The sequence below is a fragment of the Umezawaea sp. NPDC059074 genome (assembly GCF_042738955.1).
In the GTDB taxonomy this organism is placed as follows: Bacteria; Actinomycetota; Actinomycetes; order Mycobacteriales; family Pseudonocardiaceae; genus Umezawaea.
Genome location: NZ_JBHYHC010000164.1, coordinates 1 through 19506, shown reverse-complemented (window position 1 = coordinate 19506; position 19506 = coordinate 1). Strand labels below are relative to the sequence as shown.

Sequence of the window (19506 nt, the reverse complement as noted above, 5' to 3'; positions counted from 1 at the left end):
CCACCCCGGCCGCCCCCCTATTGATTTACCCCCCCCACCACCTATCGATTTTAAACGGCTAATTTCCAGCCTTGACAAAGCGAAAAGGGGTGGGATAATCGGCGCAATCGGGGGTTGACCACCAACCCCCGACCAGCCCAACCCTACGACCGCCCCACGATCAACCCAGAGTTGTCATCCAAAACATCCACCCGCACGGTATCCCCATCCCGCACCTCTCCAGCAAGCAACTCCTTGGCCAACTGATCCCCAACCGACGTCTGGATCAACCGCCGCAAAGGCCGAGCCCCGTACACAGGATCAAACCCGTTCAACGCCAACCAGTCCCGAGCAGAAGCCGTAACCTCCAACGTCAACCGACGCTGCCCCAACCGATCAGCCAACCGCCGCACCTGGATGTCCACGATGGACGTCAACTCCTCAGTGGCCAACGCCTGGAACACCACCACATCATCCAACCGGTTCAAGAACTCCGGCTTGAAGTGCCGCCGCACCACACCCATCACAGCGTCATCCCGCTGCCGAGCATCCAAATTGGCATCGGCAATCGCATGCGACCCAAGATTGGACGTCAACACCAAAATGGTGTTCCGAAAATCAACCGTCCGCCCTTGCCCGTCAGTCAACCGCCCATCATCCAACACCTGCAACAACACATCGAACACATCCGGATGAGCCTTCTCCACCTCATCCAGCAACACCACCGAATAAGGCCGCCGACGCACGGACTCCGTCAACTGCCCACCCTGGTCGTACCCCACGTACCCAGGAGGCGCCCCCACCAACCGAGCCACCGAATGCTTCTCGGAGTACTCACTCATGTCGATGCGAATCATCGCCCGCTCGTCATCGAACAAGAACTCCGCCAACGCCTTCGCCAACTCGGTCTTACCAACCCCAGTAGGCCCGAGGAACAAGAACGACCCCGTAGGCCGATCCGGATCCGCAACCCCAGCCCGAGTCCGCCGAACCGCGTCCGACACCACCCGCACGGCCTCGACCTGACCCACAACCCTCCGGGTCAGCTCCTCCTCCATGCGCAGCAGCTTCGACGTCTCCCCCTCCAACAACCGCCCAGCAGGAATCCCGGTCCACGCGCTCACGACATCCGCGACGTCATCCGGCCCGACTTCCTCCTTCAGCATCGCCGAGGCCTGCTCAGTCGACTTCGTAGCCGCCTCCAGGTCCTTCTCCAACGCCGGGATCCGCCCGTACCGCAACTCGGCGGCCCGCCCGAGATCCCCATCGCGCTCGGCCCTCTCGGACTCCCCGCGCAACTGCTCCAACTGCTCCTTGAGGTCCCGAACCTTGTCGATCGACCCCTTCTCGTTCTGCCACCGAGCCGTCAACCCGGCGAGGCTCTCCCGCTTCTCCGCCAACTCGGCCCGAAGAGCCGTCAACCTCTCCTTGGACGCCAGATCCGACTCCTTCGACAGAGCCATCTCCTCGATCTCCAGCCGACGCACAGCCCTCTCGACCTCATCGACCTCCACCGGCCGCGAGTCGATCTCCATCCTCAACCGCGACGCGGCCTCGTCCACCAGGTCGATCGCCTTGTCCGGCAAGAACCGCGACGTGATGTACCGATCCGACAACGTCGCGGCGGCCACCAGCGCGGTGTCCGTGATCCGAACACCGTGATGGACCTCGTACCGCTCCTTCAACCCGCGCAGGATCCCGACCGTGTCCTCCACGCTCGGCTCCCCGACCAGCACCTGCTGAAAACGGCGCTCCAGCGCCGGATCCTTCTCCACGTACTTCCGGTACTCGTCCAACGTCGTCGCACCGACCATCCGCAGCTCACCACGGGCGAGCATCGGCTTGATCATGTTCCCGGCGTCCATCGCGCTCTCACCGGTCGCACCGGCCCCGACGATCGTGTGCAGCTCGTCGATGAACGTGATGACCTGCCCCGCGGAGTCGGTGATCTCCTTCAGGACGGCCTTCAACCGTTCCTCGAACTCCCCGCGGTACTTCGCCCCGGCCACCATGGACCCCAGGTCCAGGGCCACGACCCGCTTACCCCGCAACGACTCCGGCACGTCACCGGCAACGACCCGCTGGGCCAAGCCTTCGACGATCGCCGTCTTGCCGACGCCGGGCTCACCGATCAGCACCGGGTTGTTCTTCGTCCGCCGCGACAACACCTGCACGACCCGCCGGATCTCCGAGTCGCGCCCGATCACCGGGTCCAGCTCGCCCTTGCGAGCCCGCTCGGTCAGGTCGACGCCGAACTTCTCCAACGCCTTGTAGGTGCCCTCGGGATCCGGACTGGTCACCCGAGCGGACCCCCGCACCTTCGTGAACGCCTCGCGCAACGCCTCCGGCGTGGCACCGTGCCGCCGCAGCAGGTCGGCGACCGTCCCGCCGTACTGGGCGAGCCCGACGAGCAGGTGCTCGGTGGAGACGTACTCGTCCCCCATCTCGGTCGCCAGCTCCTGCGCCTTGGCCAGCACCCGAGCGGCGTCGCGCGAGAACTGCGGCGCGGACATCGAGGCCCCGCTCGCCGTCGGCAGCGCGCGCGACAGCTGCTCCAGGTCCTTGTGCACGACCGCCGGATCCGCACCCACCGCGGCCAGCAGCGGCGCGGTCAGCCCGTCCCCCTGAGCCAGCAGCGCGCCGAGCAGGTGCACGGAGCCCACGTCCGGGTTCCCCGCGATCGTCGCGGTCTGCACCGCGGCCGAGACCGCCTGCTGGGTCTTCGTGGTCGGGTTGAAAGCGTCCATTCCTCACCCCATCGCCAGATGTGCGCGCCAGCTTTCCGCACGCGCTTCCATCATGCACAACGTCAGCAAAGTTGAGTCCGTTCCGCTCAACTTGAAAAATCGCTGTGGCCTGGGCCACGACCTCGGAGAGGATCGGCCGATGAGCGCGAAACCCCAGCACATCACCTTCAGCAGCCTCGACCCGTACGAGTTGGCGGTGTTCTGGTCCAAGGTGACCGGCTACCCGCTGGCCGACGACGACTTCCCCGGCGACCCCGAGGCATCCCTCCTGCCCCCGAGCGGCCCGCTCCTGCTGTTCGTGACCGTCCCCGACAAGAAGTCCACCCGCAACCGCGTGCACCTCGACCTCCAGCCGGACACCACGCGCGACGAGGAGGTCGAGCGGCTGCTCGGCATCGGCGCGACGCTCGTGGACGACCAGCGCAGGCCCGACGGCCGCGGCTGGGTCGTGCTGGCCGATCCCGAGGGCAACGAGTTCTGCGTCGAGCGGAGCGCGGCCGAGAAGGCCGCCAAGCCCTGAGCACGACAATGCCCTCCGCCGCGTTGATCACGCAGCGGAGGGCATATCTGGGCCCTACCTACCTCCGGTCACCCACATGTAGTAGCGAGTTGTCCACATCAGGGGTGGAGTTATCCACATTCCGCAGGTCGGCATCCACAGGGAGGTGGACAGGTGCCTCACCCGTCGGTGAGCCAACCACCGGTTGGGGGATGTCCATCGAGGTCCGCAGCGGCACCTCCTTGATCAACACCACCGCGACGACCGTGACGACGGCGGCGATGGCCGCGATCAGGAACAGGGTCGCCATGGCGTCGCCGTAGGCCCCGCGCACCAGCGCCTGGATCGGGCCGGGCAGGTGCGCCAGGTCGAGCGTGCCGCCACCGGTGCCCGCGGGCGTGCCGGGCGGCAGACCCGCGGCGATCTTCGTGCTCACCTGGCTGGCGAGCACCGAGCCGAGCACCGCGACACCGGCCGTGCCGCCGAGCGAGCGGAAGAACGTGACCGTGGAACTGGCGGCGCCGAGGTCGGCCATCGCCACGTCGTTCTGCACGGCGAGCACCAGGTTCTGCATGGTCAGGCCGAGCCCGATGCCGGTCAGGGCCATGTAGCCGCCCATCAGCACCAGGTTGGTCTGGTGGTCGATCGTGGACAGCAGCCCGAGCCCGGCGACGAGGATGACCGCGCCGGAGACCAGGAAGTTCTTCCACTTGCCGTACTTCGAGATCAGCTGGCCGGAGATGGTCGACGCGATCGTCAGACCCGCCACCAGCGGCAGCGTGAGCAGACCGGCCTTCGTCGGCGAGAACCCGCGGGAGAGCTGGAAGTACTGGCCGAGGAACACCGAGGCGCCGAACATCGAGGTGCCGACGGCGACGCTGCCGAGCACGGCCAGCGCCAGCGTGCGGTGCTTGAACAGCCGCAGCGGCACGACCGGCGAGCTGGCGCGGCGCTCCACGAAGTACGCGGTGGCGAGCACGACCGCGGCCCCGCCGAGGTAGGCGAGGGTCTCCAGCGAGATCCAGCCGAAGTCCTTGCCCGCGAACGACACCCACAGCAGCACCAGGCTGACGCCGCCGGTGATCAGGAACGCGCCCAGGTAGTCGATCTTCACGTCCTTCTTGACCGTGGGCAGCTTCAGCGTCTTGGCGAGCACGCCGAGGGCGATCACCGCGAGCGGCACGGTGATGAAGAACGTCCAGCGCCAGCCGAGCCCCGGCGTGTCGACGATGAACCCGCCGACGAGCGGGCCGCCGACCGTCGCCGCGGCCATGACCGCGCCGGTGTAGCCGCTGTAGCGGCCGCGTTCACGGGGGCTGACCATCGCGCCGATGATGACCTGCGCGAGCGCCTGCACCCCGCCCATGCCGAGGCCCTGGACGACGCGGAAGCCGATCAGCTGCTCCATGTTCTGGGCGAACCCGGAGAGCACGGAGCCGATCGTGAAGATGGTGATGGCGATCTGGAACAGCAGCTTCTTGCTGAACAGGTCGGCCAGCTTGCCCCAGATCGGGGTGGTGGCCGTGGACGCGAGGAGCGTCGAGGTGATGACCCAGGTGTACTGGGTCTGGTTGCCCTTGAGATCCGCGAGGATCGTCGGCAGCGCGTTGGCCACGATCGTCGAGCTGAGGATCGCGACCAGCAGCGCCAGCAGGATCCCGGACAGGGCCTCCAGGATCTTGCGGTGGGTCATGGGTGTTGCGTCTGTCATCGAATGGCCTCCGGGACCAGCAGGTGAGCGCGCAGGTCGTCGGTGAACAAGCCGAACTGGCGTACGAACGCGCGGACGTCTTCTTCGGACCAGTCGGCGAGCGCCTCCTGGACGAGGGTGATCTGGGCCTGCCGCCAGCCGTCGAGCATCTCCAGCCCGTGCGGCGTGGCGGAGATGAGCTGCGCGCGGCCGTCGTTCTGGCAGGCCCGGCGTTCGACCAGGCCCGCCTTCTCCAGCTGCGCGACCTGCCTGCTCACGACGGACGTGTCGACCAGGTGGAACTGCGCCAGCTCGGACACGCGGGCCTCGCCGCGGCGCGCCAACTCGGCGAGCAGCGTCACGGCGGCCGGGTTCAGATCGCGCTCGTCCCACACCTTCGCGGTCATCACGTGCTTGAGCTGGAACATCGCGTGGAGCTGACGCAGGACGTCGATGCAGCTCTCCCTGGTCGGGCCCATCCCATCACCTCGTTAGTTGTCAATGACAACTATATGCCTGGATAGTTGCCCAATACAACTGTTCTGACTGTGACGTGGAGGACCACCCGACAGGAGGAATCCGGGTCTCAGGAGGCTGGAGCCGAGGAGGCCCTGGGTGACTACGCGGCGCGACGCACGTCTTCGCGTATCAAACAAGGGGCGATCAAGGTACACACGAAGGGGAAAGTGCCCCTCTTGGCCGGTATCCGTGCGACGCTATGTAACCAAGCTGCACTCGAAGGTGGCATCAAGGAGTCAACCAGCCAGATGAAGGGTTAATGTCGTCGCGTCGGGGTTGGATGCTTGACGTGGACGGTGCGCCTTGCTGGCGCCTCTAAGAACGTGGAGACTGCGCCCGGATCATGACAGCGAACGCCGTACTAAGTCCCATCCCTACTCCGCCACACCGCGAACCACCCCCCGGCGTCACCGCGATGGTGCGCATGATCCGGGAGAGCTTCGCGGTGGTGGAGCCGCGCGCCGAAGAAGTCGCCAAGTTCTTCTACGGCATGCTCTTCAGCCTCTCGCCCTCCACCCGCGAGATGTTCCCCGCCAACATGGAGGTGCAGCGCAGCCGCCTGCTGCGCGCCCTCGTGCACACGGTGCAGATGGTGGACCGCCCGGACGACCTCATCCCGTTCCTCCGCCAGTTGGGTCGTGACCACCGCAAGTTCGGTGTCGTGACGATCCACTACGAAGCCGTCGGCACCGCGCTGCTGGCCGCCGTGAAGAAGTACGCGGGCACCGCCTGGACCCCAGCGGTCGAGATGGCGTGGGCCGAGGCGTACACGATCATGGCCAGGTCCATGCAGGAAGCGGCGGCGGCCGACGACGGACCGGCGTTCTGGCGCGCCACCGTGCTGGAGCACCAGCGCGTGAGCTGGGACCTGGCCGTGGTCAGGCTCCAGCCCGACCACCCGCTGCCCTACCGGGCGGGCCAGTACCTCAGCGTCGAGACACCGCAGCGCGGCAGGCTGTGGCGGTACTTCTCACCCGCCAACGCCCCGCGCGAGGACGGCTCCATCGAGTTCCACGTGCGGTCCGTCGAAGGCGGCTGGGTCAGCCGCTCCGTCGTCGGCCACACGCAGCCAGGCGACGTCTGGCGCCTCGGCCCGCCCATGGGCAGGCTCGGCGTCGACCGGACGTCCAAGCAGGACGTGCTGATGGTCGCGGGCGGCACCGGCGTGGCGCCGATGCACGCGATCGTCGACGAGATGTCCCAGTGGGGCGAGAACCCCAGGGTCCACCTGTTCGTCGGCGGCAGGACCCGCGAGGACCTGTACGACCTGGACAACCTCCAGCGCATCGCCATGACCAACCCGTGGCTGACCGTCGTCCCGGTCCTGGAGTCCGACCCCGGCGCCCGAGGCGTCGAGCAAGGAACCCTCGCCGACGTCGTCACCCGCTACGGCGCCTGGGAAGACCGAGACGTGCTCGTGTGCGGCTCCCCCGCCATGATCCGCTCCACGGTCTCCAGGATGCTGGTCGCGGGCACACCGCTGGACCGCATCAAGTACGACCCGTTCACCCTGGACTAGACGAGGTCCAGTTCGACGCGCCGGCTGCCTGCCCGCAACCGGCGCGTGCGTGGCGACGGCACTGGGGCCACGAACGGCCGCGCCACGACGCGGTCGGCTCGCTCGACGAGCCGACCGAAACGACTTGACGAAAATAGCGGAACCTCGATTTCCGGGCCACGGTTTCCCCCGCCCCAATCGAGAATCAGCGGTGTCGAATAGACGTCCCCCGACCAGGGGGACCCCTGATTTCAACGCTACCAAGCCGCACCGACAATTTCGATTCACGGCGATTTGCGAAAATACGTCTCCGCTGGTCAGCGCGGTTTCCTCGACTTGGGCCCCCAGAATTGTCGGACCTCGTCGGTAGAGTGGAATTCGGGGGGATCCCCGACCGGAAACCGAGCTTCACTCAAGATCGACCGTTACTCGGAGTGGTCGCCGAGCGGTTGTGAGAGCGCGTCCACAATGGGTCCGGGTGAAACATTTTCACGATTCCCCAGGGGCCGCTAGAGCCGATCAGTCCACGGGTGGTCGCCGTAGGTGTCCGTGATGGCCGCGTGGAGCCACGTGCGTTGGCCGGGGGTCAACACCGGCAGCAGGTGGTCGAAGTCTTCCTGGTCCTTGGGTCGTGGGGTCGCCGCCTTGTAGAACAGCTGCACCTCCGGCGCCAGGTACGGGATGTCGTCCGGGCCGGTGTGCCGCAACGACTCCACGGGTCTGCGGAGGGCGGGGTTTCGGCGGGACACCCAGTCCTGGCCGTCCGACTCGTCGAGCATCACCTGGATCCGCCACGGGGCGTCCGCGGCGGGCCTGCACCAGATGTCGTGCACTCCCAACGGGAGCAGCTCGTCCGCCAGCCACGGCCGCAACACCCCCGGCGGGTCGGCGGCCCACCACTCCCACCCGACCAACGCGCGTTGAACGGCCACCTGGTCACGCCGAAGCAGCAGCACGTCGATGTCGGCGTGCGGGCGGAAAGCCCTTCCCACCGCCAACTCCACCGCGTACCCGCCTGCCAGCAGCCACGGGGTCCCGGCGAACAGCCGGGACACCTCGGCGGGGGTCGCGGGATCCCAGGTCACTTGCGCGGCTGGGGTTTCCAGACGACGAGCGCGGTCTCGTGGCGCAGCGGCACGAGGTCGCGGCGGTAGGTCTTGTGCACGGACGCGGCGGCGTGGTCGGCCGCGGCGAGGGCGTTCGCGAGTTCCTGGGTGACCTCGGCGAGCCTGCCGCGCAGCGCGTCGACCTGGTTCTCCAGGTCGATGATGCGCTTGATGCCCGCCAGGTTCACGCCGTCCTCCTGGGACAGGCGTTGGACTTCGCGCAGCAGCACGATGTCGCGCATCGAGTACCGCCTGCCGCCGCCGGACGTGCGGCCGGGCGACACCAGGCCCAGGCGGTCGTAGCTGCGGAGGGTCTGGGCGTGCAGGCCGGAGAGCTGCGCCGCCACCGAGATCACGAAGAACGGGGTGTCCTCGTCGGTGCCGGGCGGGAAGGGGAACCCCGGTGTGCTCATGTCGACCTCCCCTTGCTCTCGAGCAGTGCGTTCAGCTCCGCTCGCGGGTCGTGCTGCGCGGTGGCCTCGGCGTAAGCCTCGAGGGCTTCCTTGGCCTTGGCGTCCATGTTGTTGGGCACGGCCACCTGGAGCGTGATGAGCAGGTCGCCGGTCTTGCCGTCGCGCTTCTCGATGCCCTTGCCCTTGGCCCGGAGGATGCGGCCGCTGGCGGTGCCCGCGGGCACCTTCAAGGTCACCTTGCCCTCGAGCGTCGGCACCGTCAACGTCGTGCCGAGCGCCAGTTCGGCGAACGACACCGGCACGTTGAGCGTGAGGTCGTTGCCGGAGCGGCCGAAGAGCGGGTGCGGATTCACGTGGACCCTCACGAACAGGTCACCGGTGGGGCCGCCGTTGCGACCCGGCTCCCCCTGTCCGGCGAGGCGGATGCGCTGGCCGTCGTCGACCCCCGCGGGGATCCTGATGGTCAGCGTTCGGGTCTTGGTGCTCACGCCGTCGCCGCCGCACTCGGGGCACGGGTCGTCGATGACGCGGCCGGTCCCGCGGCAGTCGGGGCACGGCTCGCTGAACGCGAACGCGCCCTGGCTGCGGGTCACCAGGCCGGCGCCACCGCAGTTCACGCAGGTGTGCGGGGTGGTGCCGGGCTTCGCGCCGGAGCCGCCGCACGTGCCGCAGGCGGCCGGGCTCGACAGGCGCATCGGCACCGTCGCGCCCTTGACCGCCTCGGTGAAGTCGATGCGGACGTCGGTCTCGACGTCCTCGCCGCGCCGCGGCCGGGTCGCCGAGGAGGCCGTGCCGCCGCGGCGGTTGAAGAGGCCGCCGAGCAGGTCGCCGAGACCTCCGGCGCCGGGCTGCTGGGCGCCGCCCGCGCCACCGGCGCGGTTGAACAGGTCGTTCACGTCGAACCGGGCGCCGCCGGAGCCGAAGCCACCGCCACCGAAGCCGCCGCCACCGCCGTACAGCCTGCGGGCCTCGTCGTACTGCTTGCGCTTCGCCGGGTCCGACAGGATGCCGTTCGCCTCGGACACGGCCTTGAACCGCGCCTCGGCCTTGGCGTCGCCGGGGTTGGCGTCGGGGTGCATCTCCCGAGCCAGCTTCCGGTACGCCTTCTTGATCTCGTCCGCCGAGGCGTCGGAGGAGACGCCCAGCTCGCGGTAGAAGTCCTTTTCGATCCAGTCCCTAGCACTCATCCGGACGTCTCCTCCTTTCCTCTGGTACCTAGTCCGCTGCCTGGTCAGGCACGGACACGTCACTCGCCTCGAAGTCGGTGACCGCCACGAGCGCGGGCCGCAGGACGCGGTCGCCGAAGCGGTAGCCGCGCCGCAGGACGGCGCTCACGGTCGGGCCCGCCACGTCCGGGGACGTGCCGTGCTGGACCGCTTCGTGCACCGACGGGTCGAACGGTTCGCCGTCGTGGCCGAACGACTCGAGCCCCGTGTGCTGGAGCGCGCCGACGAGCTTGTCCGCGACGGCCTTGAACGCGCCGGTCAGGTCGCCGTGCGCGGCGGCCCTCTCGACGTCGTCCAGCACGGCCAGGAGTTCGCCCGCCACCTGCGCCTTCGCGTTGGCGACCACGGCTTCGCGGTCGCGCTCCACGCGCTTGCGGTAGTTGGCGTACTCCGCGGTCAGCCGCTGGAGGTCGGCCGTGCGCTCGTCGAGCTGGGCCTTGAACTCGGCGGCCGGGTCCTCGTCGAAGACGATCTCGGGCGCCGCGTGCTTGCCGCCTTCGAACTCCACGTCGACGATCTCGGCTTCGAGCGCCTGGTCGATGTCGGGCTCGGCCCGGTGGCGGTCACCCGCCACCGGGTCGGCCTGCTCGTCGTGTGGGTGGGTCACTTCTTCTCGTCCTCGTCGACGATCTCGGCGTCCACGACGTCGTCGGCGCCCTTGGCGCCCGCGCCCGCCGCACCGGGAGCGCCCTCGGCGCCTTCAGCGCCGGGAGCCGAAGCGCCCGTGTTGGAGTACAGGGCGGTGCCGATGGCCTGCGACTCCGTGGCGAGCTTCTCCACGGCCGCGCGGACGGCGGCGATGTCGGCGCCCTTGAGGGCCTCGTTGGTCTCGGCCACGGCGGCCTTGACCTTCTCCTTGACCTCGTCCGGGAGCTTGTCCTCGTTCTCCTTGACGACCTTCTCGGTCTGGTAGACGAGGGTCTCCGCCTGGTTGCGGACCTCGGCCTCGTCGCGGCGGCGCTTGTCCTCCTCCGCGTGGGCCTCGGCGTCCTTGACCATGCGCTCGATGTCGTCCTTCGGCAGCGCGGAGCCGCCGGTGATCGTCATCTTCTGCTCCTTGCCGGTGCCCAGGTCCTTGGCGCCGACGTGGACGATGCCGTTCGCGTCGATGTCGAACGTGACCTCGATCTGCGGCAGGCCGCGGGGGGCCGGGGGCAGGCCGGTCAGCTCGAACATGCCGAGCTTCTTGTTGTCCGAGGCGAAGTCGCGCTCGCCCTGGAACACCTGGATCTGCACCGACGGCTGGTTGTCGTCCGCCGTCGTGAAGATCTCGGACCGCTTGGTCGGGATGGTCGTGTTGCGCTCGATGAGCTTGGTCATCACGCCGCCCTTGGTCTCGATGCCCAGGGACAGCGGGGTCACGTCGAGCAGCAGGACGTCCTTGACCTCACCCTTGAGGACACCGGCCTGGAGAGCGGCGCCGACGGCGACGACCTCGTCCGGGTTCACGCCCTTGTTGGGCTCGCGGCCACCGGTCAGCTCCTTGACCAGCTCGGCCACGGACGGCATGCGGGTGGAACCACCCACGAGCACGACGTGGTCGATGTCGCCGACGGAGACGCCCGCGTCCTTGATCACGTTGTTGAACGGCGCGCGGGTGCGCTCCAGCAGGTCGTTCGTGATGCGCTGGAACTCGGCGCGGGACAGCGTCTCGTCCAGGAACAGCGGGTTCTTGTCCGAGTCGACCGTGATGTACGGCAGGTTGATGCTGGCGTTGTTCGAGCTGGACAGCTCGATCTTCGCCTTCTCCGCGGCCTCGCGGATCCGCTGGAGCGCCATCTTGTCGCGGGTCAGGTCGATGCCGTTCGCGGCCTTGAAGCGCTCGACCAGCCAGTCGACGACGCGCTGGTCCCAGTCGTCGCCGCCGAGGTGGTTGTCACCGGAGGTCGCCTTGACCTCGACGACGCCGTCACCGAGCTCGAGCAGGGACACGTCGAACGTGCCGCCGCCGAGGTCGAAGACGAGGATCGTCTGCTCCTTCTCGCCCTTGTCCAGGCCGTAGGCCAAGGCGGCGGAGGTGGGCTCGTTGACGATGCGCAGGACGTTGAGACCGGCGATCTGGCCGGCTTCCTTGGTGGCCTGGCGCTGGGCGTCCTCGAAGTACGCGGGCACGGTGATCACGGCGTCCGTGATCTCCTCGCCCAGGTACGCCTCGGCGTCGCGCTTCAGCTTCATCAGGACACGCGCGGAGATCTCCTGCGACGTGTACGCCTTGCCGTCGATCGCGTCGGTCTTCCAGTCGGTGCCGACGTGGCGCTTCACCGAGCGGATGGTGCGGTCGACGTTGGTCACCGCCTGGTTCTTGGCGGGCTGGCCCACGAGGACCTCGCCGTTCTTGGCGAAGGCCACGATGGACGGGGTGGTGCGGGAGCCCTCGGAGTTGGCGATCACCGTCGGCTCGCCGCCCTCCAGGACCGCGACGACGGAGTTGGTCGTCCCCAGGTCGATGCCGACTGCTCGCGCCATGAATTCCTCCTGGTAGTACGTGCTGGTGGGTATCGCGTTGAGCGGTACCGGCTCAAGTTTGCCAGGTCCATCGGACTTGAGTCCAACGGGCTCAACCTTCTTGCCTGTCCAACGGACGGCCCACCGGTGTTGTTCCCGGATCGGAGTGATCCGGGCCACGCGCCCCCAGAGGGGTCGGACACAGGCTAGAAGTTCGACAGCACGTCGATGATCACGTTCGTGATGGTCGTCGGGTCCTTGGCGTCGTACTTCTTCGCCCCGGTCCCCTTCGAGATCGTCGCCAACGCCTCCGCGCCCGCCTTGTTGTTGGCGTCCAGCTCGCTGCCGTAGGCGATGGTGAACACCCGCACCGGCTTGTCGCCGGACGCGTCCTTGCCCTTGATCGCGGCGACCAGCTCGGCGGGCGCCTGGATCCCGCGCGCCTTGTCGTTCACGCCGTCGGTGAGCAGCACGACCGCGTTGATCGAGTTCGGGTCGTAGGTCGCGCGCACGGAGTCGACGGCCGCGTCGATCGTGTCGTAGAGCCCGGTCGCGCCGTCCGCGGTGAGCCCGTCGATGTTCGCCGCGAGGTCCGCCCGCCGGGTGCCGTCCATCGGCCCGATCGGGACCAGCGGGATGAAGTCCGTGCCGCCGTCGCCGATGCCGGAGGAGAACTTCCACAGCCCGACCCGGTCGGAGTCGGTGAACCCGTCGGCGAGCTGCCGGATGGCGGGCTTCACCAGCGCCAGCTTCGTGGCCCCCGTACCGGGCACCTTCTCCTCCATCGACAGCGAGGAGTCGATGCACACCAGCACGTTGGTCGGCTTGCGCAGCTTCGCCCAGCTCGCGAGCAGCCGCGCCACGACCTCGCCGGTGGGCGTGCCGAGCGACTTGATCTCGGCCTTCGGCAGCCACCCGTAGTTGGGGCCGTCCGGGTCGATCGGCCGCTGCTCGAAGTCGCGGAACCCGTACTTGGCGAACTCCTTCTGCACGGTGTCGGAGCGCAGGTAGGTCAGGAAGTCGTCCGCCACGGCCTTGCGCGGCCCGTCGAGCCCGTTCAGCTCGATGAACGGGTGGTCGGAGAACAGCACGCCTTCCTTGGGGTAGATCGCGACGAGCTTCGTCTTCGGCGGATCGGTCTTCGAGCAGCCCTCGTCGTCGCTGTAGGACCCGCAGGTGTACCCGGCGTTGTAGGCCACCACGGAGTTCTCCTCCATGGTCACGGCCGAGATGTACGCCTCCGCGCCGGCGGCCTCGGTCTCGGCCTGCCGCAGGTTCGCCAGGAACGTCAGGGTCGTCTTGCCGTAGTGCACGACGGAGTGCTCGATCGCCTTCATCCGCTGCGCCACGGCGTCCTTGTCCACGTCGTCCGGCCGCAGCTCGCGGATGCTGCCGATGGTGGAGAACAGCGCGCCGAGGGTGGCGTTGATGCCGGAGGTGGAGAAGTTCGGGTTGGTCTTGCCGAGCTTGAACGCGCCCCACTCGGGGTGGCCCTTGCTCGCCCAGAAGTGCGGGTCGCCCGACCACGTGGCCAGGTCCTCCCAGCCGACCTTCGCCTCGGGCCAGCCGAGCGCGCGTGCCATCGGCTCGGGCATCGCGATGGTGGACGGGCTGGTGGTGATCGACTGGCCCGCCTCGTCGGGGAACAGCGCCTGCGTCTCCGGCGTGGCCCGCTGCTTGGCCAGCGGCAGCCACACCGACGCGGCGGGCGACCACACGTCGGGCTTGCGGCCGTCCTTCTCGGTCCAGCCGCGGGCCAGCGCGGCCATCGCCGTGCCGGAGTCGACCGACGTCACGTCGATCTTCACGCACTGGCCGCCGGACTCGTGCGGGCCGTAGCTGCTCGCCAGCTCGGCGAGCTGCTTCGACTTGTCCACGGACGCCGCCACGGTCACCGTCGCCGCGGCGTTCGAACACGCGGACAACGCCGTGGCCACGGGCGGCACGGACGCCGGGGACTTGGCCTTGGGCCACAGCACGATCCCGAGCACCACCAGCACGACCAGCCCGATCGCCACGCCCCAGCGCACCCCCGGCCCGGTGCTGAACCGCAGACCGGTCGCGGCGGGCGGCGGAACCGGGACCACCGGCACGGCCGACTTGCGCGCGTGGTCCCACCACGGCCGCCACTGCTCGGGGTTGTCGCCGCACGCGCTGATGTAGGCGGCGGTCAACTCCCAGCTCGGCAGCTCCCGACCGCTGGTGGCCTCCGCCAGGTCCGCCTCGGAGTAGTCGGTCATCGCCGCGAGCTGCGCGGTGGTGAGCCCGATCTCGTCCCGCAGCTTGACCAACCGGTAGGCGAACGCCTCCGCGGGAGGGCCGTCGGGGTTCAGCATCTGGGGCAAACCTCTCGCTCAATGGTCAGGACGAGCCCGAAGTGCGAGGTGGAACGTCCCCTTGTTCACCAGATCGCGACGGCCCCTCGACCGTTACTCACCTTCGGCGGCTACTCCCATGATCGGCACATCCGCCCGGCCGGACCAGTCCCGCACCAGGTCGTGACCTCGGTGCACCCGAATGGCCGAAGCGGGCGCCCCGCGAAGGGGCGCCCGCTTCGGCCGAACGGAGGTCAGGCGGCGCGAAGCGCCACGTCACCGCTGCTCGCGGACAGGTTCAGCTCGTACTGGGCCGACGGGTCGTTCTTCACGTCGATCTTCTTGTCGCCGCTGCCCGCGTCGACGACGACCCGGTAGGCGCCGTTCGGGACCGTCACGGTGACGTCGCCGCTGCCGGCGTTGGCCTTCACGTTGTGGGCCTTGGCCAGCTCCACGACGACGTTGCCGGAACTGGCCTCGGCGGACACGTCGCCGTCGACCTTCTCGGCCCGGATGTTGCCGGAGGAGTTCACCGCGGTCACCTCGCCGGTCACGCCGGTGACGCTGAGGTTGCCGGAGCTGACCTTGGCGGTGATGCCGCCCTTGAGGTCGCTGCCGTTGACGTCGCCTGAGCCGTTCTCGACCCGCACCGCGCCCGCGATGCCCTTCAGCGTCGCGTTGCCCGAGCCGAGGGTCACGTCGACGGACGCGAGGTCCTGCACCTCCAGGTCACCCGAGCCGACGTCGCCCTTGACCGTGGTCTCCTTCGACGGGACGGCCACCTCGTAGTACGCCTCGCAGCCGTTGCCGCAGCCCTTGAGCACCAGCGCGGAGCCGTCGACCTGGTGCGTCGGACCGCTCGGCTTGTTGGACGCCTTGCCGTAGCGCAGGGTCCGCTTGATCGTGGTCGCGGACGCGCCCTCGACGGCGCGGATCTTGACGTCGCCGCCGTCGTTGTCGATCTGCACCGAGGTGATCTGGTCGTTGACCGTGTAGTCGTCGGACGAGCTCTCCTGGGCCAGCCTGACGCAGGACGAAAGGCTCATCGTCGTGACCACCGCCGCGACGGCCAACAACGCGGTTCGCTTCCCCACCACTGCCCCCTTGAAGACCTGTCCGCCCATGACGTGAACGCTAGGGGCCGAGCCCCCGACGCACACGAGGGTGGACCCCCGACTCCATACGGGGGCTATCCCTACCGCTTCACGCGAGGTCCTCGACGACCGCGCGCAACGCCGGAGCGCACCGCGCGGGGTCGGACAGGAAGCGCTGCGAGGCGATCACGTGGGTCGGCGTCATCCGCTCCCACACCAGGCCCTGGACGGGCACGTCCGTGATGACCAGCCGGAACGGCTTCACCTGCCTGCCGAGCCTGACCTCGACGCCGCGCACGACCTCACCGATGGGCAGAGCCCCCGGTCGGGGGCTCTGGCCGCGACCCGTCTGCCAGGCCGCTGCGGACTCCCGAAGGGCCCTGACCGCGGCTCGCAGCGCCGGACGCGTGAGCAAGGACGTCGAGTCCTCGTTGGTGGGGATCGACCGGGCGTCCACGGGGGTCTCGGCGCGGGCGTGGTCCAGCACGTCCGCCCACCACCCGAGCCACTCGTCCGTGACGCCCGCGCGGTCGACGCCGCGCGGCACGAACACCGGCACGGACGGGTCGAGGCCCGGCAGCTCCGGCACGGTGTCGACCGAGAGCGCGAGCGTGTCGCGCAGGAACAGGGCGGTGTTCACCGCCTGGTTGGTCCCGTGCCCGACCTGCCACGACTCACGACCGGCGAACCTCATTCACCCATTGTCCCGCGCGGGGGGCGTTGCGGGCGATGTCCCGGATACCAGGTAAGACACAACCGGTTCCAGGTCGGCCACGCTGGGTGGCTCGTCGGCGATCAAGCCCTGGATCAGCAGCCCGTCGACGGCGGCGAGAACGGCCCGGACCGCGACCGCGTCGGGGAAGTACGGCCGCATCGCCTCGACGATGAGGTCTATCCACCGCCGCGCCGCGGGCCGCAGCTCCGGCCGTCGGGCGGCGAGCAGGTACAGCTCGTACTCGGCCATCGTGCGACCGCGGTGCACGCCGACCAGGTCGACGATCCGCCGGGTCAGCTCCTCGACGCCGGAGTTGGGGGACTCGATCATCCAGACCGCCAGGTCGGCGGAGTCCCTGGCGAGCAGGTCGGCGGACCACGTGAGGGTCGCGATGAGGAGGTCGTCGAGCGAGGCGAAGTAGTAGGTGGTGGAGGTGGTGGGGACACCGGCTTCGCGCGCCACCGACCGGTGGCTCACCCCGGCAACGCCGTCGCGCTCGATCACCCGGAGGGTCGCCTCCAGGATGGCCTGCCTGCGGCGTTCGCCCCTGGCCCGTCTGCCGTCCACCTGCTCGCTCAGGACGCGCTCCTCGACTCGATCGTGTCACGCCGGCGGCGGCCGACTTGAGGCCGACGACCATAGTCGGCGTCCCGTTGATGGTGGTGGGCGAACCGGTCGGACGGGGGCAAGCCGGGCGGACCAGGCACGTTTGTGACAGCTTGCCCCGTCCGCCGGGCCGAACAGGTGGAACGGGTGTCCCGTTTCGCCGGGTGTTGATCGATACACTTCTGCGACCCCGGCCACGCCCAAGTGGTTACCGGCGAGTAATGAGGCGTAATCTCCCAAGCCACGTGCTTCTGGAGAAAGGCCGCCACCACATGGGAGCCCTGCAACTGGTCCTCGGCATCGTCGGCGTGGCCGTGAGCGTCGTCGCCTGGGCGGTGTTCGCGTCCGGAGCGGTCCGGATGGTGCGGATCATTCGGCTCGGCCAGCCCGACCCGACCCGCACCGGCCCGTTCGGGCCGCGCTTGCGCACGTTGATCGTCGAGTTCGTCGCCCACACCCGCATGGCCAAGGTGCGCAGCGTCGCCCCGTGGCACTGGATGGTGATGTGGGGCTTCCTGATCGGCTCGGCGGTGCTGTTCGAGGCGTACGGCGAGGTGTTCTACCCCTCGTTCCACTGGCCGGTCTTCGGCGCGTGGCCGATCTGGGCGCTGCTGGTGGAACTGCTGGGCCTCGGCACGGTCGTCGGCGGCGTGGCGCTGGTGATCATCCGCCAGCTCAACCACCCCCGGCGCGCGGACCGCGTGTCCCGCTTCGCGGGCTCCAACTTCAAGGCCGCGTACTTCGTCGAGGCCGTGGTGATCATCGAGGGTCTCGGCATCCTCGGCGTGAAGGCGTTCAAGCAGGCCAGCGGGATCGAGGAGCTGCCCCTGTGGTCCAGCTTCGTGACCGAGCCGCTGAGCCACCTGCTGCCCGCGTCGCCGGACTGGGTCTCGATCATGGCCGTCACGAAGCTGCTGTCCGGCATGATCTGGCTGATCGTCGTCGGCCGCAGCCTCACGATGGGCGTGGCCTGGCACCGCTTCAGCGCGTTCTTCAACATCTACTTCAAGCGCGAGGACGACGGCGCCGTGGCGCTGGGCGCGCTGCGCCCGATGATGAGCGGCGGCAAGGTCCTCGACCTGGAGGAAGCCGACCCCGACAAGGACGTGTTCGGCGTCGGCAAGGTCGAGGACTTCACCTGGAAGGGCCTGCTGGACTTCAGCACCTGCACCGAGTGCGGCCGCTGCCAGTCCCAGTGCCCCGCGTGGAACACCGGCAAGCCGCTGTCCCCCAAACTCCTGATCACCCAGCTCCGCGACCACGCCAACGCCAAGGCCCCGTACCTGTTGGCGGGCGGCCGCAAGGACATGGCGGGCGACGAGATCGGCTTGGCGGGCGACGAGTACCAGAAGCGCCTGGAGTCCATCAACGTCCTGGCCTTGGCGGAGGCCGAGCGCCCGCTGATCGGCGGCCCGGACGAGCTGGGCGTCATCGACCCGGACATGCTGTGGTCGTGCACCAGCTGCGGCGCGTGCGTCGAGCAGTGCCCCGTCGACATCGAGCACGTCGACCACATCGTCGACATGCGGCGCTACCAGGTCCTGATCGAGTCGAACTTCCCGTCGGAGCTGGGTGGGATGTTCAAGAACCTGGAGAACAAGGGCAACCCGTGGGGCCAGAACGCCAAGGACCGCTTGGCGTGGACCGAGGGCCTGGACTTCGAGGTCCCCGTCTTCGACGGTGAACTGGGCGAGGCCGAATACCTGTTCTGGGTCGGCTGCGCAGGAGCCTTCGAGGACCGCGCGAAGAAGACCACTCGCGCCGTAGCCGAACTGCTCCACACAGCGGGCGTCGACTACACCGTCCTGGGCCCCGAGGAAACCTGCACCGGCGACCCGGCAAGGCGCGCGGGCAACGAGTTCCTGTTCCAAATGCTGGCCCAGCAGAACGTCGAGGTCCTCAACACGGTCTTCGAGGGCCGCGAACCGGGAAAGCGCAAGATCGTCGTCACCTGCGCCCACTGCTTCAACACCCTGGCCAACGAATACCCGCAGGTAGGCGGCCAGTACGAGGTAGTCCACCACACCCAACTGCTCAACAAACTGGTCCGCGAACGCAAACTCGTCCCGGTAGCCGAGGTCACCGAGGACATCACCTACCACGACCCGTGCTACCTCGGGCGGCACAACAAGGTCTACGACGCCCCCCGCGAACTACTAGGCGCTTCCGGCACCACCTTGCGCGAAATGCCCAGGCACGGCGACCGTTCAATGTGCTGCGGCGCAGGCGGCGCCCGCATGTGGATGGAAGAACGCATCGGCAAGCGCATCAACGTCGAACGCGTAGACGAGGCCCTAGGCACGGCCCCATCCAAGATCGCCACCGGCTGCCCGTTCTGCCGCGTGATGCTCACCGACGGCCTCACGGCCCGCCAAAACGAGGGCACCGCAGGCGCCCACGTAGAGGTGGTAGACGTAGCCCAACTACTCCTCACCTCAGTCCGCCGCGGCCTCGAAAAGCCCCAAGAGGCCCCGACCCCCTGACCCACTGCTGACAGCGCCCCCGGTCCCTTCCGGACCGGGGGCGCCCCACGTTTCACGCTGGAACACGACGAAGGCCCAGGTAAGTTGACCAGGGCCTTAGTCGTGGATCGGGTTACGGGAAACGAACCCGCCACTACAGGGTGGGTACCCGATCAGCCAGTTCCGGTACTG

The 19506-nt window shown here is 68.6% G+C and carries 15 protein-coding genes; 3 read left to right on the top strand and 12 right to left on the bottom strand.

What is annotated here, in order from left to right; genetic code table 11:
* Positions 1-143: 143 nt before the first annotated feature.
* Positions 144-2726: an ATP-dependent chaperone ClpB gene (gene clpB / locus ACFWW9_RS41045; protein ID WP_390388172.1), complete on the bottom strand. Its 2583-nt coding sequence runs from the start codon at positions 2724-2726 to the stop codon at positions 144-146.
* 139 nt (positions 2727-2865) lie between these two features.
* Between clpB and ACFWW9_RS41040 the strand changes: the two genes are divergently transcribed.
* Complete coding sequence (locus tag ACFWW9_RS41040) at positions 2866-3246, top strand: VOC family protein (protein WP_390388169.1); 381 nt, start codon at positions 2866-2868, stop codon at positions 3244-3246.
* Between the two features lie 58 nt (positions 3247-3304).
* Here the strand turns inward: ACFWW9_RS41040 and ACFWW9_RS41035 are convergent, their stop codons facing one another.
* Positions 3305-4936, bottom strand: a complete 1632-nt coding sequence (locus ACFWW9_RS41035) for an MDR family MFS transporter (protein WP_390388166.1) — start codon at positions 4934-4936, stop codon at positions 3305-3307.
* Entirely contained in the window at positions 4933-5394 is a 462-nt protein-coding gene (locus tag ACFWW9_RS41030; protein ID WP_390388164.1) for a MarR family winged helix-turn-helix transcriptional regulator, read from the bottom strand. The genes ACFWW9_RS41035 and ACFWW9_RS41030 overlap by 4 nt, the downstream gene beginning before the upstream one ends.
* A 455-nt stretch (positions 5395-5849) precedes the next feature.
* Between ACFWW9_RS41030 and ACFWW9_RS41025 the strand changes: the two genes are divergently transcribed.
* Positions 5850-6953, top strand: a complete 1104-nt coding sequence (locus ACFWW9_RS41025) for an FAD-binding oxidoreductase (RefSeq protein ID WP_390388162.1) — start codon at positions 5850-5852, stop codon at positions 6951-6953.
* A 488-nt stretch (positions 6954-7441) separates the two neighbouring features.
* On the opposite strand, the gene ACFWW9_RS41020 is transcribed toward ACFWW9_RS41025, so the two are convergent.
* The 9 genes from ACFWW9_RS41020 to ACFWW9_RS40980 all read right to left on the bottom strand — a co-directional run bounded on the left by ACFWW9_RS41020 (position 7442) and on the right by ACFWW9_RS40980 (position 16825).
* Positions 7442-8017: a nucleotidyltransferase domain-containing protein gene (locus ACFWW9_RS41020; protein ID WP_390388159.1), complete on the bottom strand. Its 576-nt coding sequence runs from the start codon at positions 8015-8017 to the stop codon at positions 7442-7444.
* Positions 8014-8451: a heat shock protein transcriptional repressor HspR gene (locus ACFWW9_RS41015; protein ID WP_390388156.1), complete on the bottom strand. Its 438-nt coding sequence runs from the start codon at positions 8449-8451 to the stop codon at positions 8014-8016. Before ACFWW9_RS41015 ends, ACFWW9_RS41020 begins: the two co-directional genes overlap by 4 nt.
* Entirely contained in the window at positions 8448-9638 is a 1191-nt protein-coding gene (gene dnaJ, locus ACFWW9_RS41010; protein WP_390388153.1) for a molecular chaperone DnaJ, read from the bottom strand. The genes ACFWW9_RS41015 and dnaJ overlap by 4 nt, the downstream gene beginning before the upstream one ends.
* A gap of 28 nt (positions 9639-9666) precedes the next feature.
* Entirely contained in the window at positions 9667-10284 is a 618-nt protein-coding gene (grpE, locus tag ACFWW9_RS41005; RefSeq protein WP_390388151.1) for a nucleotide exchange factor GrpE, read from the bottom strand.
* Positions 10281-12143 carry a molecular chaperone DnaK gene (dnaK, locus tag ACFWW9_RS41000; protein WP_390388148.1) on the bottom strand — a complete coding sequence of 621 codons (1863 nt, stop codon included), beginning with the start codon at positions 12141-12143 and terminating at the stop codon, positions 10281-10283. Before dnaK ends, grpE begins: the two co-directional genes overlap by 4 nt.
* A 185-nt stretch (positions 12144-12328) precedes the next feature.
* Entirely contained in the window at positions 12329-14458 is a 2130-nt protein-coding gene (locus tag ACFWW9_RS40995) for a substrate-binding domain-containing protein (RefSeq protein WP_390388146.1), read from the bottom strand.
* A 233-nt stretch (positions 14459-14691) separates the two neighbouring features.
* Complete coding sequence (locus ACFWW9_RS40990; protein WP_390388143.1) at positions 14692-15531, bottom strand: DUF4097 domain-containing protein; 840 nt, start codon at positions 15529-15531, stop codon at positions 14692-14694.
* 109 nt (positions 15532-15640) lie between these two features.
* On the bottom strand, positions 15641-16225 hold the full coding sequence (locus ACFWW9_RS40985; protein ID WP_390388141.1) for a hypothetical protein: 585 nt from the start codon (positions 16223-16225) through the stop codon (positions 15641-15643).
* Complete coding sequence (locus ACFWW9_RS40980; protein ID WP_390388176.1) at positions 16226-16825, bottom strand: TetR/AcrR family transcriptional regulator; 600 nt, start codon at positions 16823-16825, stop codon at positions 16226-16228. It lies immediately after the preceding gene.
* Between the two features lie 299 nt (positions 16826-17124).
* Here ACFWW9_RS40980 and ACFWW9_RS40975 point away from each other — a divergent pair, with 299 nt between their 5' ends.
* Complete coding sequence (locus tag ACFWW9_RS40975; protein ID WP_390388174.1) at positions 17125-19335, top strand: (Fe-S)-binding protein; 2211 nt, start codon at positions 17125-17127, stop codon at positions 19333-19335.
* The last annotated feature ends 171 nt before the right edge of the window (positions 19336-19506 follow it).